We start from the raw sequence: 13,534 nt of genomic DNA, 5'->3' as shown, positions 1-13,534 counted from the left end.
AGATTTCGGGCATGAGGGCGCGCGGAGAGACCACCGGAAGGTGGTCCTGAGGGGTTACGCGCCGGTGGTCTGCTGCTTGGAGCCGAGCAGCACGGTGTCGCGACCGTCCTCCTCGGCGAGCTGGACCTTGACCGTCTCCCGCAGCGACGTGGGGAGGTTCTTGCCGACGTAGTCGGCGCGGATCGGGAGTTCGCGGTGGCCGCGGTCGACCAGGACCGCGAGCTGCACGGCGCGCGGGCGGCCGAGGTCGCCGAGGGCGTCCAGGGCCGCACGGATGGTACGGCCGGAGAAGAGCACGTCGTCGACGAGGACGACGAGTCTGCCGTCGAGCCCGTCGGCGGGGATCTCGGTGCGGCCCAGGGCCCGCGCGGGCTTCATGCGCAGGTCGTCGCGGTACATGGTGATGTCGAGGGAGCCGACCGGAATCTTGCGGCCGGTGATCTCTTCGAGCTTCTCGGCCAGCCGGCGGGCGAGGAAGACACCGCGGGTCGGGATTCCGAGGAGCACGACGTCTTCGGCGCCCTTGGCGCGCTCGACGATCTCGTGCGCGATGCGGGTCAGAACCCGCGCGATGTCCGGGCCCTCGAGTACCGGGCGGGCATCGGTGTTGCCTGCTGTGCTTGCGTCCGTGCTTGTGTCCATATGAAACGGACCTCCTTCTCCGCCTCACGGGACGGACCTTAAAGGACGTCAAAATTACGTTCTCCACGGTACCAGGGGGTCTGCGGCCCTTCTCACGACCCCTGGGAGGGGGGCGGTACGGACCATTCGGCTTGACGCATCCAAGTAACGCTGCGTAACCTCACAGTGAGTTACCAGCCGCGCGGCGGAGCCGCACATTGACTCAGTGTCCGGGGAGCCTTATGTCCAGCGAATACGCAAAACAGCTCGGGGCCAAGCTCCGTGCCATCCGCACCCAGCAGGGCCTCTCCCTCCACGGAGTGGAAGAGAAGTCCCAGGGCCGCTGGAAGGCCGTCGTGGTGGGTTCGTACGAGCGCGGCGACCGTGCCGTTACCGTGCAGCGCCTTGCCGAGCTGGCGGACTTCTACGGCGTCCCGGTGCAGGAGCTGCTGCCGGGTACGACGCCGGGCGGGGCCGCCGAGCCGCCGCCCAAGCTCGTCCTGGATCTCGAGCGCCTCGCGCACGTCCCGCCGGAGAAGGCCGGGCCGCTGCAGCGTTACGCCGCCACGATCCAGAGCCAGCGCGGCGACTACAACGGCAAGGTGCTGTCGATCCGCCAGGACGACCTGCGCACTCTCGCCGTCATCTACGACCAGTCGCCCTCGGTCCTGACCGAGCAGCTCATCAGCTGGGGCGTGCTGGACGCGGATGCCCGCCGTGCGGTCGCGCACGACGACGTCTGATCGTCTCCCGGTTTTTAGCGGAAGAAACGTCACGCCCGAGGGCGGACCCGCCTGTGGCGGGTCCGCCCTCGGGCGTTGTCCGGCCTGCGCGTTCTGTACGGCGCGGTCCGTCCTGTGCGGTCCGTCCTGTGCGGTCCGGCCTGTGCGGTCCGGCCGGCTCAGGTGTAGAGCCGGCCGATGAGCTCGGGCAGCAGCCGTTCGGTGAGCTTCGGCGGCAGCACCTGGAGCACGGCGAGCACCGGCGCCATCCGCTCGGGCAGCTCCCCGCCCTCGCCGACCCCTGCGAGGCCCAGGGCGAGGGCCGCCTCCTCCGAGGTCAGGGTGTCGGGGTCCAACAGGCCTGCCGCCGCGACCAGTTCGGGGTCGATCTCGACCGGGCCGAGCGCCCTGGCAGCTCCGACGGCCTCGGCGAGGTCGGCGAGCAGTTGCCGTACGGTCTCCTCCCCCGCGACCGCCGCGGTCACCGTCAGATGCAGATTGGCCGGGGATCCGCCGAAGGCAGGCTGCGGCTGCAGGTACCAGCCGCGCCCGCGCATCTCGTCGGCCACCACGAAGGGGTCGATGCCGGGACCGTCCGCGGCGACGGCGATCAGTGAGGACTCGGGGCTGCCCAGGACGCGCAGGCCCTCGATCCCTCGGACGCCCTCCGCCAGTGCGGCGGCCGCGAGGTGGACCCGTCTCGACAGATCGACATAGCCCTCGGTGCCGATGCGCTCCAGGACCGCCCAGGCGGCGGCGAGCGGCGCGGCCGACTTCGTGCCCTGCAAGGTCGCGTTGACCACCGGGTATCCGGGCCACGACGCATGCGCGAACCAGCCGTGGCGGCGCAGTTCGGCATCCCGGAAGAGCAGCACCGATGCGCCCTTGGCCGCGTAACCGTACTTGTGAAGATCCACGGAGAGCGAGGTCACCCCCGCCACGGACAGGTCGAACGGCGGCAGTCGGGGTGCGTCGGCCGCCAGCCGCAGATGTCCCAGATACCAGCCGCCGATGCAGGCGTCGACATGGCAGAGCACCCCGCGCCGGGCCGCTTCCGCGGCTGCCTCCGCCACCGGGTCGATGACCCCGTGCGCGTAGGAGGGCGCGGAGAGGACGACCAGAGCGGTGTTCCCGGTGATGGCCGCCGCGATGTCCCCGGCGCGGACCTTGTACGTCTGCGGGTCCGTCGGCACCACGACCGGCTTCAGGCCGAAGAGCGCCGCCGCCTTGTGGAAGGCGGCGTGCGCGGTGTCGGGCAGGACCAGTTCGGGCGCCTCGACGCCGCGGGTCCGCCGTGCGTGCTCGCGTGCCGTGTACACGGCGAGCAGACAGCTCTCGGTTCCACCGCTGGTGAAGGTGCCCGCCGTTTCCGTGTCCCCGCCGAGCAGCCGCGCCGCGCGTCCCACGATGTCGTTCTCCAGCGCCACCACGCTGGGGAAGACCGTCATGTCGAGCCCGTTGACCCCCGCGAACCTGGCGGCGGCCTCCGCCGCCAGCTCCTCGATGCCCTCAAGACCCGAGTCGTAGACGTACGCCATGGTGCGCCCGCCCTTCACGGGCAGGTCGGCCGCACGCAGGGCGCCGAGCCGGTCGAGTATGTCTCGGTCTGTGCTCACAGTTGCTCCACGGTCGATACGGACGGATCGGTTCCGGCGGCGTCGCGCAGCCGGATCAGTTCGCTCTCGCTCAGCCGGTAGCGGCCGAGCAGGGGCAGGCTGAGCAGAAGGAGGCAGGCGGGCAGCGCGCCGAAGCCCATGACGATCGCGGTGAGTGCGGATCCCGGCTGGTGGACGCGGTGGTCGGCGTCGGAGGAGACGAAGCCGCCGAGGGTCAGGACAAGGCCGAAGAGGCCGGGGCCGAGGGCGAGTCCGAGGGTCTCCCCCGCCGTCCAGAGCCCGGTGAACAGCCCGGCCCTGCGCCGCCCGCTGGTGTAGGCGTCGGCCGCTATGGCGTCGCCGAGCATGGCCATCGGCAGCATCTGCATCCCGGCGTAACCGATCCCGGCCAGTGCGACAGCTCCGTACACCGCGCCGCTCGGCACGTGCCTGGCAAGCGCCGCGACCACCGCGCCCGCCAGGAAGCAGCAGGAGGCGGCGATCGCCGCGGTGCGCTTGCCGGTGCGCCGCCCGGTGGCCAGCCAGAGCGGCATGGCGAGCAGCGAGGGCACGATCAGACAGGCGAAGAGCAGGGTCGTGGCGCTCGGTCTGCCCAGGATGTACGTGGCGAAGTACTGGGTCCCCGCCAGCATCAGCCCGGTCGCCGCCGCCTGTACGACGAAGGCGGACAGCAGCCAGAGGAAGGGCCGGTTGGTGCGGGCTGCCCTGAGCTGGGCGGGGAGTCCGCCCTCACTGGTCGTACGGAGCACCCCACGGGCCCCTGCGGTGGCGGCGAAGGCCGCGAGCATCCCCGCACAGAGCAGAGCGCCGACGACCACCCCCATCAGCCGGTAGCCGCCCGGTGTGCCCCGTTCGTCGTCGGTGGCCCCCGCGAGCAGCGGCGCCACGGCTCCGGAGAGCAGGATCGCCGTACCGAGGAAGGCGACGCGCCAGGACATGATGCGGGCGCGCTCGTCCGGATCGTCGGTGAGCTCGGCGGGCAGGGCGACGTAGGGCACCTGGAAGCAGGCGTACCCGGTGGCCGTCAGCAGGAAGAGCAGCGCCACGTAGGCGGCGGCGGGGCCGGTGCCCAGATCCGGTGCGGCGAACATCGCGGCGAAGCAGAGCGGCATGGTGAGGGCGCCCAGCAGCATCCAGGGACGGCGCGGGCCCCAGCGGTGCTCGGTGCGGTCGGAGAGGCTGCCTATCCACGGGTTGAGCAGGACGTCCCACGCCTTGGGCAGGAAGACCAGCAGCCCCGCCACCCCGGCGGCGACGCCCAGGATGTCGGTCAGGTAGTAGAGCAGCAGCAGGCCTGGGACGGTGCCGAAGGTGCCGGTGGCGAACGAGCCGAGCCCGTAGCCGATCCGGACCCTGGCTCCCAGCGCGGGTTCGGGCATGGGCCGAAACCTAGATCACCACTCCGGACATGCACCAGGCCCGGAGCTGAAGATTGTTCATCTTCTGCTCCGGGCCCGGGAAGAGCTGTACCCCTAGTCGCGGCGCAGGCTCGGCTTGAGGTCCTTGAATCGGGCCAGCAGGCCGTTGATGAAGGACGGCGACTCGTCGGTGGAGAACTCCTTGGCGAGTTGCACCGCCTCGTCGATCACTACCGCGTCCGGCGTGCCGTCGACCCACACCAGTTCGTACGCACCGAGGCGCACGATGTTGCGGTCGACGACCGGCATCCGGTCGAGCGACCAGCCCACCGCGTAGGTGGAGATGAGGTCGTCGATGCGGTCCGCGTACTCCGCGTACCCCTCGACGAGCTCCATCGTGTACTCGCTGACCGGCGGCTGTCGGTCGTCGCCGCTGCGGGAATGACGGATCCAGTCCGCGAGGACCGTCTGCACGGATACCCCGCGCTGGTCGGCCTCGAAGAGGATCTGGAAGGCGCGCTTGCGCGCCGTGTTCCGGGCAGCCACGGTTAGCTGTTCACCCGGCCGAGGTAATCGCCGGTGCGGGTGTCGACCTTGATCTTCTCACCGGTCGTGATGAACAGCGGAACACCGATCTCGTACCCGGTCTCCAGCGTCGCCGGCTTGGTGCCACCGGTCGAACGGTCGCCCTGGACGCCCGGGTCTGTGTGCTGGATGACGAGCTCGACGGCGGCCGGCAGCTCGACGTAGAGCACCTCGCCCTCGTGCTGCGCGACGGAGGCGGTGAAGCCCTCGATCAGGAAGTTGGCGGTGGTGCCGACGGACTTGCGGTCGACCATGAGCTGGTCGAACGTGCTCATGTCCATGAAGACGAAGTACTCGCCGTCCATGTACGAGAACTGCATGTCACGGCGGTCGATGGTGGCCGTCTCGACCTTCGTGCCGGCGTTGAACGTCTTGTCGACGACCTTGCCGGACATCACGCTCTTGAGCTTGGTGCGCACGAAGGCAGGGCCCTTGCCGGGCTTGACATGCTGGAACTCGACGACGGACCAGAGCTGGCCTCCGTCGAGCTTGAGCACCAGGCCGTTCTTGAGGTCGTTCGTGGAAGCCACGGTTGAGGTTCTCCTGGACTGCGCGTATGTGGGACCGAGGGTCCGCACGCTAGAGAGCGAGCAGTTCCTTGGTCGTAATGGTGAGTAGCTCGGGTCCGCCGTCCGCCTCGGGGCGGACGACCAGCGTGTCATCGATCCGGACTCCGCCCCGGCCAGGGAGGTGGACCCCCGGTTCGACGGTGACCGGCACGCAAGCGTCCAGTTTACCCATGGCCGCAGGTGCCAGCTGCGGGTCCTCGTCGATTTCGAGCCCGACACCGTGTCCGGTGGTCTCCGCGAGGGCTTCCGCATGACCTGCCGCGTCCACCACCTGACGGGCCGCACGGTCCACGTCACGGCAGGCGGTGCCGGGCGCCAGAGCCTCCCTGCCCGCCCGCTGAGCGGCGAAGACCAGGTCGTAGAGCTCGATCTGCCAGTCCGCGGGAGCCGTGCCGATGACGAACGTACGGCCGACCTCACAGCGGTATCCGCGGTAGTTCGCACCGAGGCACACAGAAAGGAAATCTCCCTCCTCGACCCTGCGGTCGGAGGGCCTGTGCTTGCCCCGGCCGGAATTCGGCCCCGTGCCCACCGAGGTCGCGAAGGCCGGGCCGTCCGCGCCGTGGTCGACCAGTCTGCGCTCCAGCTCCAGCGCGAGATGCCGTTCGGTACGGCCCACCAGAATCGATTCCAGGAGCTCCCCGAGGGCCTGGTCGGCGATCTCGGCCGCGGTCCGCAGACAGGAGATCTCTTCCTCGTCCTTGATGATCCTCTGCTGTTCCACGGCGCCGGCCAGACCGTCGAGGCGCAGCCGCGGCGCCACGGATCCCATGGCCCGGTGCCGGGCGACGGTGAGATGGTTCTCCTCCACGGCCAGGGAGCCGGTGCCCGCCGCGGCGAGAAGGTCCGCCGCGGCGACGGCGGGATCACCGCCGGGAGTGGACAGGACGGTCAGCCGCAGCGACTCGTCCGGGCGTCCGTCCGCAGGATCACCGCCGGGCGTACGCGGGCAGAGCAGTACGTCGTCGCCACCGCCCGCACCGCCGAGCAGCAGGACGGCACCGGGGGGCGCACCGCCCGCGAGATAGCGCACATTGGCCGGGCGCGAGACCAGCGCGGCCTCGCTGCCCGTCGCGGCACACCGGTCGCGCAGATGGTTTCGCCGGACCGCAAACACCTCTGACATGCGTCGAGCGTAAGAGCGCGGACCGGGACCGGCCGGTTCAGCGCGTCCGACCGGGGGGCTCGGCTACCAGTTCGGCGGGCTCGCGATCGAACGGGCCAGGACGTCATCGAGGACCTGGGCGGTCGTCGCCACGTCGTAGCCTGAGTTGTCGATGATGGGCAGTCCCGATCCGTACCACCCGGCCATCCGCCCGTGGATCCTGGCGACCTCCTCGTCGCTGAGGCGGCGGTTGCCGCTGCGCGCCGCATTGCGCTCCAGGACGACCTCCAGACCGGGCAGGAGCACCACGGGCAGCAGGCCGGGCCCGACATGGCGCTTCCAGCCGCCGAGCCCGACGACCGGGCGATCGGGAAAGACGGCGTCGTCGAGGATGCAGGAGATGCCGTTGGCGAGGAAGTTGCGGGCGGCAAATCCGCAGGTGCGGCGGGCCAGCCGGTACTGCGCCTCGGAGTGGCTGTTCCAGCCGGACTGGGGGTCGGCGAAGCCCGAACAGACCCATTCGCGGACGTCGTCGAGGCTGATGTGGGCGGTGGGGACCCGGCGGCTCTGCGCCCAGTGCCGGGCGACGGTCGTCTTTCCGGCACCGGCCGGGCCGATGAGCAGCACGGCGAGGGTGGTGGCGCCGGTGTCCGCCTGCGCGGTCGCCAGGGGCGGCGCGGGCAGCGGTACGGGGCCTCCCGGCGGCAGCTGGACGTGTCCCGTGGTGTCCAGGCCTGGCGGTACGGACTGCGGGGGCGGTCCGGACCATCCAGGGGCGGGCGGCGGCGGTCCTTGCGGGGGCGGCGGCCCTTGCGAGGGCGGCGCACCCGGGAATGGGGTCTCCCCTGCTCGAACGGAGTTGAGAGCTTGGGGATGGGTGCCCTGCGCCCATTGGTGCTGCATCCCGTGCCACTCCGTCTCGTACAGGCGACTGGTCGTCGCTACCGAACGGTACCCTCCCCGGCCATCATCCTGTGAACGGCCGGGGAGGGCTCAAAGTGCCGCGTCAGCTTGCCAGTTCGTCCGCCAGCGCGCGCAGCGCGAGCCGGTACGAACCGATACCGAAGCCCGCGACCGTACCGCTGGCGACTGCGGCGATCACCGAGTTGTGGCGGAATTCCTCGCGTGCGTACGGATTGGAGATGTGCACCTCGATGAGGGGGGCGGTGCGCTGGGCGGCCGCATCCCTCATCGCGTACGAATAATGGGTGAAGGCCCCGGGGTTGATGACGACCGGAATCGCGCCGTCCGCCGCCTCGTGGAGCCAGCTGATCAACTCGCCCTCGTCGTTGGTCTCCCGGACCTCGACGTCGAGGCCGAGCTCCTTGCCCAGCGACTGGCACGCCTCGACGAGTCCGGCGTACGAGGTCGCCCCGTACACGTCGGGCTCGCGGGAGCCGAGCCGGCCCAGGTTGGGGCCGTTCAGCACGAGGACCGGACTGCCGGGGCTGCTCATACGGAGACCTCCCCGTACGCCGCCAGCAGGACCGCCGGGTCGGGGCCCTCCAGGACGGTGGGCTTGGCCAGGCCGTCCAGGACGATGAAGCGCAGCAGATTCCCGCGGGACTTCTTGTCGACCTTCATGTTCTCCAGGAGCTTGGCCCACTGGTCGCCGCGGTAGGTCAGCGGCAGTCCGACCGATGCCAGTACGGAGCTGTGCCGGTCGGCGGTCGCGTCGTCGAGACGGCCCGCGAGCCGGCCGAGTTCGGCGGCGAAGACCATGCCGATGGAGACGGCCGCACCGTGCCGCCACTTGTAGCGCTCGTTCTTCTCGATCGCGTGGGCGAGGGTGTGGCCGTAGTTGAGGATCTCGCGGAGCCCCGACTCGCGGAGGTCGTTGGAGACGACCTCGGCCTTGACCCTGATGGCCCGCTCGATGAGCTCGGCCGTGTGCGGTCCCGCGGGCGTACGGGCCGCCTCCGGGTCCTCCTCGATCAGGTCCAGGATCGCCGGGTCGGCGATGAAACCGGCCTTGATGATCTCGGCGAGGCCCGACACGTAGTCGTTGACCGGCAGCGAGTCCAGCGCGGCCAGGTCGCAGAGCACACCGGTCGGCGGGTGGAAGGCGCCGACCAGGTTCTTGCCCTCGGCGGTGTTGATGCCGGTCTTGCCGCCGACGGCCGCGTCCACCATGCCGAGGACGGTCGTGGGAACGGCGATCCAGCGCACCCCGCGCAGCCAGGTCGCCGCGACGAACCCGGCCACATCGGTGGTGGCTCCGCCGCCGACTCCGACGATCACGTCGGTGCGGGTGAAGCCGGTCTGCCCGAGCGCCTTCCAGCAGTAGGCGGCGACCTCGACGGTCTTCGCCTCCTCCGCGTTCGGCAGCTGGATCGCGATGGCCTCGTACCCCTGGTCGGCCAGGTCCTGGCGGAGCGCCTCACCGGTCTCGGCGAGCGCCTCCGGGTGCAGTACGGCGACCCGCTGGGTCTGCGCACCGATCAGCGAGGGCAGCTCGCCGAGGAGCTGTCGTCCGACGAGCACCTCGTACGGGTCGCTGCCGTCCGTGCCGCCGACCTGGATCCGGGTGGGGGCGTCCTGCGTCATGCGTTCTTCAACTCCAAGGCGTCGAGGACCGCTTGTGCGACCTCTTCGGGGGTGCGTTCGTCGGTGGCGACCTGCGCGCGGGCGACTTCGGCGTACAGCGAACGGCGTGCGTCCATCAGCTCGCGCCACTGGCGGCGCGGATTGACGGCGAGCAGCGGGCGCGCGGTGTTGAGCCCGGTGCGCTTGACCGCCTCGTCGACGTCCATCGAGAGATAGACGACGGGGTGCCCTGCGAGCAGCGCGCGGGTCCGCTCGTCGAGGATCGCGCCGCCGCCCAGTGCCAGCACACCGTCGTGCCCGGTGATCGCGTCGAGCACGGCAAGGCGCTCCAGCTCACGGAAGTGCGGCTCGCCGTCGTCGACGAAGATCTCCGCGATCTCCCGGCCCTGGGCCGCCACGATGTCGGCATCGGTGTCGCGGTAGACGGCGCCGAGCCGCTCGGCGAGGAGGGCTCCGACGGTGGACTTGCCCACGCCCATCGGCCCGACCAGGACGACCAGTGGCCCGCTCATCGGATGCGCAGATTCTTCAGGTACGACTCGACGTTGCGGCGGGTCTCCCCGACGCTGTCGCCGCCGAACTTCTCCGCGACCGCGTCCGCGAGCACCAGCGCGACCATCGCCTCGGCGACGATGCCCGCGGCCGGCACGGCGCACACGTCGGAGCGCTGGTGGTGCGCTGCCGCGACCTCGCCGGTGGCGGTGTCGATGGTGGCGAGCGCGCGGGGCACCGTCGCGATGGGCTTCATCGCGGCCCGTACCCGCAGCAGCTCACCGGTGGACATGCCGCCCTCGGTGCCGCCGGAGCGCCCGGTGGTGCGCCGTACGCCGTCGGCCGTCGGCACGATCTCGTCGTGCGCCTGCGATCCCGGCACCCGGGCCAGGTCGAAGCCGTCGCCGACCTCGACGCCCTTGATGGCCTGAATGCCCATGAGGGCCGCGGCCAGCCGGGCGTCCAGGCGCCGGTCCCAGTGCACGTGCGAGCCGAGGCCCACGGGCACGTTGTACGCGAGGACCTCGACGACCCCGCCCAGGGTGTCGCCGTCCTTGTGGGCCTGGTCGATCTCCGCGATCATCGCCTTCGACGCGTCCGCGTCCAGGCAGCGCACCGGGTCCTCGTCCAGCTTCGCCTCGTCCGCGGGGACGGGCAGCACTCCGTACGGGGCCTTCGCGCCGGCCAGTTCCACGACGTGGCTGACGATCTCGATCCCGGTCGTCTCCTTGAGGTACGAGCGGGCGACCGTGCCCAGCGCCACGCGGGCCGCCGTCTCCCGTGCGCTGGCGCGCTCCAGGATCGGCCGGGCCTCGTCCAGGTCGTACTTCTGCATGCCCGCCAGGTCGGCGTGGCCGGGCCGCGGCCGGGTCAGCGGGGCGTTGCGGGCCAGCTTGGCCAGCTCGTCGGGGTCGACCGGGTCGGCCGACATGACCTTCTCCCACTTGGGCCACTCGGTGTTGCCGACCATCACGGCCACCGGGCCGCCCATGGTCAGTCCGTGGCGTACCCCGCCGAGGAAGGTGACTTCGTCCTTCTCGAACTTCATCCGGGCGCCGCGGCCATAGCCGAGCCTTCGCCGGGCAAGCGCGTCCGCCACCATGTCCGTGGTGATCGGAATGCCGGCGGGAAGACCCTCCAGCGTCGCCACCAGTGCGGGGCCGTGCGACTCCCCCGCGGTCAGCCAGCGCAACCTGCTCAACGGTGCTCCTCTTGCTCGCGCCTCCAACTGCAACGGCACGACCGGGCGCGCGACCCGGACTCGCCACCCCCGATCCTCCCATGCCGCCGAAGGAAGCTCTGTCGGGTGTCCACTGCCCGGACATCGCCCGCGTGGGCGGTCCCGCCGCTCAGCCCGTGGCGTGCAGCGCCCGCTCGCCCGCCGTACGCATCGCGGCGAGGGGCGCCGGGGTCCTTCCGGTCATCTGCTCGACCTGGAGCACGGCCTGGTGCACCAACAGGTCGAGCCCGCCGACGACCGCGCCGCCGCGCGCCGACCAGCGGGCGGCAAGGACCGTGGGCCACGGGTCGTACAGCACGTCGAAGAGCGTCCCCGGCGCGTCCGGCACGGCCGCCGCCAGGGCGTCGGTGGTGCCGGCCGGTGTGGTCGCGATCACCAGCGGCGCGGCGAACGCCTCCGCCGCGTCCGCCCAGTCGGCGGTACGGATGTCGACGCCGAGCCGCTCGCCCCAGCCGCGCATCTCGGCCGCACGGGCCGCGCTGCGCACATACGCGGTGACGGGACCCGTGCAGATACGGGAGAGGGCGGCCAGCGCGGACGACGCGGTCGCACCCGCCCCGAGGACCGCGGCGGACTCCGCCTTGTCCGCCCCGCGCTCGCGCAGGGCGGCGATCATGCCCGGGATATCGGTGTTGTCGCCGAGGCGGCGGCCGTCCTCGGTGAGGACGACGGTGTTGACCGCCTCCACCGAGGACGCCGTCTCACTGATCTCGTCGAGCAGCGGGATGATCGCGCGCTTGAGCGGCATGGTCAGCGAGAGGCCGGCCCACGACGCGTCAAGCCCCTCGACGAAGCCGGGGAGAGCGGCCTCGTCCACCTCGAAGCGGTCGTACGACCAGTGGGCGAGCCCCAGTTCGGCGTACGCGGCCCGGTGCAGCACCGGGGAGAGCGAGTGCGCGATGGGCGATCCGAGGACCGCCGCCCGTCGCTTCCGGTCACCCAATGTTGTGCTTCTTATTGAATTCCCGAGTGAGCTTGTCGTGCTCGGCCAGGGTCTTGGTGAACTGGGTCGTCTTGCCGTCGAGCGAGATGAAGTACATCCAGCCGCCGCTGGTCGGGCTCAGCGTCGCCGCGAGCGCGTCCGCGCCGGGGTTCCCGATCGGACCCGGGGGGAGGCCGGTGTGGTAATAGGTGTTGTACGGGTCCGGGTTGGTGCGGATCTCCTTCGTGGAGATCTTGATCTTGCTCTGGTTCTTCAGGTAATTGAACGCGGAGTCGAACTCGAGCTTGCCGTTGGACACGTCGTTGCTCGGCTTCAGGCGGTTGTAGACGACCTCGGACATCTTCTTGAAGTCGTCGTGGGAGATGCCCTCGGCCTGGACGAGGCTGGCCACCGTGATGACCTGGAGCGGGGACTTGAGGTTCAGCCTCTTCGCCTCGGCCACGAGATCCTGCTTGCCGTACGCCTCATTGGCCTGGTCGACCATGCTCTTCAGGATGGCCTCCGGCTTCATTCCCTTGGCGGCCGGGTAGCTGGCCGGGTAGAGGAATCCTTCCAGCGGATCCTTGATGTCCTTGTCGCTGTTGGCCCAGCCCGGCAGGCCGAGGCTCTTGACCTGCGCCTTGGCCACAGCCTCGGTCGAACCGGCCTTCAGCGCGAGCTGGGTGTCGATGGCGGCGTAGACCTGCTTGTTGCGCTCGCCCGGGACGACCATGACGACATTCAGGCTCTTCGGGTCGACGATGGCGTTCACCGCGTTCGCTGCCGACATCTTCTGGTTCAGCGAATAGACCCCGGCCTGGAGGAACTTCCCCTTGGGGTTCTTCTCCGTGGCGGAAACGAAGGCTTCGACGCTCTTGACGACGCCCTTCTCCTTCAGGAGACGCCCGAACCCGGCGATGGTCGTGCCCTTGGGGATTTCGACCTGTACGGGATCGGCGCCCATGCCCGAGTAGTCCGCAGGGGCCGAGAAATGGCTCTGGTAGTAGCTGTAGCCGAAGTAGGCGACACCACCCCCGCCGCCCACCAGGACAGCGGTGACCACCAGACAGGCGCAGCCGCTGCGGCGCTTCTTCGGTTTGGACTTGTTTCTTCGGTCGCCCCGGCCGCCGCGGCCGGGCTCGTCCTCGAAGTCGTCGTCGGCATCGCCACCGTCGCCGCCTCCACCGGTGAAGAAGGGATGGTCCTCCTCGGCGGGGGGCGCCTCCGGCTGCCACTCGTCGCGCCGGCCCGGAGGCTGCGGCGGCGGGTAGGCATCCGGGGTCCGGTAGTAGTCCGGGTTCTCGCCGCTGTACTGCGGCTGCTGGCCGCCGTAGGGGTCAGCAGGGTTGGCGTTGTAGGGCATCGCCGCCTGCTGGCCCGTGTCCCAACCGCCGTTGTACTGCGGCTGCTGGGGCTGTTGGGGGTGCTGCGGCTGCTGCTGCGGCTGCTGGGCATACGGATCCTGCTGGTACGGGTCCTGCTGGTACGGATCCTGACCGTACTGCTGGTTCCCGTACTGCTGGTTCTGCTGGTCCTGCTGGTTCCCGTACTGCGGCTGCTGCTGCGGATACTGCTGCTGCTGTCCGCCGCCGTACGGATCCTGGTGACCGGGCGCGGCCTGCTGGCCTCCCCATCCCTGGTCCCCGTACAACGGGTCTTCGGGATGCCACGGTTCGGAGCCTGCGCCCCGGCCATACTCAGTCATCGGTCCCCTAGAGCCGCGAGGCCTCCGGATCGTCCGCCTCGTTTACTGTGCG

14 protein-coding genes are annotated in these 13,534 nt (G+C 70.5%); 1 reads left to right on the top strand and 13 read right to left on the bottom strand.

The window, feature by feature from the left end; all coding sequences use genetic code 11:
- Nucleotides 1-54: 54 nt before the first annotated feature.
- A complete protein-coding gene (pyrR, locus tag J0695_RS08670; protein WP_206961292.1) occupies nt 55-642 on the bottom strand; it encodes a bifunctional pyr operon transcriptional regulator/uracil phosphoribosyltransferase PyrR in 588 nt (195 codons plus the stop codon).
- A 221-nt stretch (nt 643-863) separates the two neighbouring features.
- Between pyrR and bldD the strand changes: the two genes are divergently transcribed.
- On the top strand, nt 864-1,364 hold the full coding sequence (gene bldD / locus J0695_RS08665; protein WP_206961291.1) for a transcriptional regulator BldD: 501 nt from the start codon (nt 864-866) through the stop codon (nt 1,362-1,364).
- Nucleotides 1,365-1,522: 158 nt separating this feature from the next.
- Here bldD and J0695_RS08660 read toward each other — a convergent pair whose 3' ends face one another.
- The 12 genes from J0695_RS08660 to mltG all read right to left on the bottom strand — a co-directional run bounded on the left by J0695_RS08660 (nt 1,523) and on the right by mltG (nt 13,482).
- Nucleotides 1,523-2,959: a pyridoxal phosphate-dependent decarboxylase family protein gene (locus J0695_RS08660; RefSeq protein WP_307798504.1), complete on the bottom strand. Its 1,437-nt coding sequence runs from the start codon at nt 2,957-2,959 to the stop codon at nt 1,523-1,525.
- The gene (locus J0695_RS08655) at nt 2,956-4,338 is read right to left on the bottom strand and encodes an MFS transporter (RefSeq protein ID WP_206961290.1); all 1,383 of its coding nucleotides are present in this window, start codon (nt 4,336-4,338) and stop codon (nt 2,956-2,958) included. Before J0695_RS08655 ends, J0695_RS08660 begins: the two co-directional genes overlap by 4 nt.
- A 93-nt stretch (nt 4,339-4,431) precedes the next feature.
- Nucleotides 4,432-4,863 carry a transcription antitermination factor NusB gene (gene nusB / locus J0695_RS08650; RefSeq protein WP_206961289.1) on the bottom strand — a complete coding sequence of 144 codons (432 nt, stop codon included), beginning with the start codon at nt 4,861-4,863 and terminating at the stop codon, nt 4,432-4,434.
- Nucleotides 4,864-4,865: 2 nt separating this feature from the next.
- Entirely contained in the window at nt 4,866-5,432 is a 567-nt protein-coding gene (gene efp / locus J0695_RS08645; protein ID WP_206961288.1) for an elongation factor P, read from the bottom strand.
- 49 nt (nt 5,433-5,481) lie between these two features.
- Complete coding sequence (locus tag J0695_RS08640) at nt 5,482-6,597, bottom strand: aminopeptidase P family protein (protein ID WP_206961287.1); 1,116 nt, start codon at nt 6,595-6,597, stop codon at nt 5,482-5,484.
- Nucleotides 6,598-6,660: 63 nt separating this feature from the next.
- On the bottom strand, nt 6,661-7,479 hold the full coding sequence (locus J0695_RS08635) for an AAA family ATPase (protein ID WP_206961286.1): 819 nt from the start codon (nt 7,477-7,479) through the stop codon (nt 6,661-6,663).
- Nucleotides 7,480-7,582: 103 nt separating this feature from the next.
- Nucleotides 7,583-8,032: a type II 3-dehydroquinate dehydratase gene (aroQ, locus tag J0695_RS08630; protein WP_206961285.1), complete on the bottom strand. Its 450-nt coding sequence runs from the start codon at nt 8,030-8,032 to the stop codon at nt 7,583-7,585.
- Nucleotides 8,029-9,123, bottom strand: coding sequence for a 3-dehydroquinate synthase (gene aroB, locus J0695_RS08625; protein ID WP_206961284.1), 1,095 nt, complete (start codon nt 9,121-9,123; stop codon nt 8,029-8,031). Before aroB ends, aroQ begins: the two co-directional genes overlap by 4 nt.
- A complete protein-coding gene (locus J0695_RS08620) occupies nt 9,120-9,635 on the bottom strand; it encodes a shikimate kinase (RefSeq protein ID WP_206961283.1) in 516 nt (171 codons plus the stop codon). The genes aroB and J0695_RS08620 overlap by 4 nt, the downstream gene beginning before the upstream one ends.
- Nucleotides 9,632-10,816, bottom strand: coding sequence for a chorismate synthase (aroC, locus tag J0695_RS08615; RefSeq protein ID WP_206961282.1), 1,185 nt, complete (start codon nt 10,814-10,816; stop codon nt 9,632-9,634). The genes J0695_RS08620 and aroC overlap by 4 nt, the downstream gene beginning before the upstream one ends.
- 148 nt (nt 10,817-10,964) lie before the next feature.
- Nucleotides 10,965-11,798, bottom strand: coding sequence for a shikimate dehydrogenase (locus tag J0695_RS08610; protein ID WP_206961281.1), 834 nt, complete (start codon nt 11,796-11,798; stop codon nt 10,965-10,967).
- The gene (mltG, locus tag J0695_RS08605) at nt 11,791-13,482 is read right to left on the bottom strand and encodes an endolytic transglycosylase MltG (RefSeq protein ID WP_206961280.1); all 1,692 of its coding nucleotides are present in this window, start codon (nt 13,480-13,482) and stop codon (nt 11,791-11,793) included. The genes J0695_RS08610 and mltG overlap by 8 nt, the downstream gene beginning before the upstream one ends.
- Nucleotides 13,483-13,534: the final 52 nt, after the last annotated feature.

It is taken from the genome of Streptomyces beijiangensis (assembly GCF_017315755.1).
Lineage (GTDB): Bacteria > Actinomycetota > Actinomycetes > Streptomycetales > Streptomycetaceae > Streptomyces > Streptomyces beijiangensis.
This window is presented reverse-complemented; position numbering and strand designations above follow the sequence as displayed.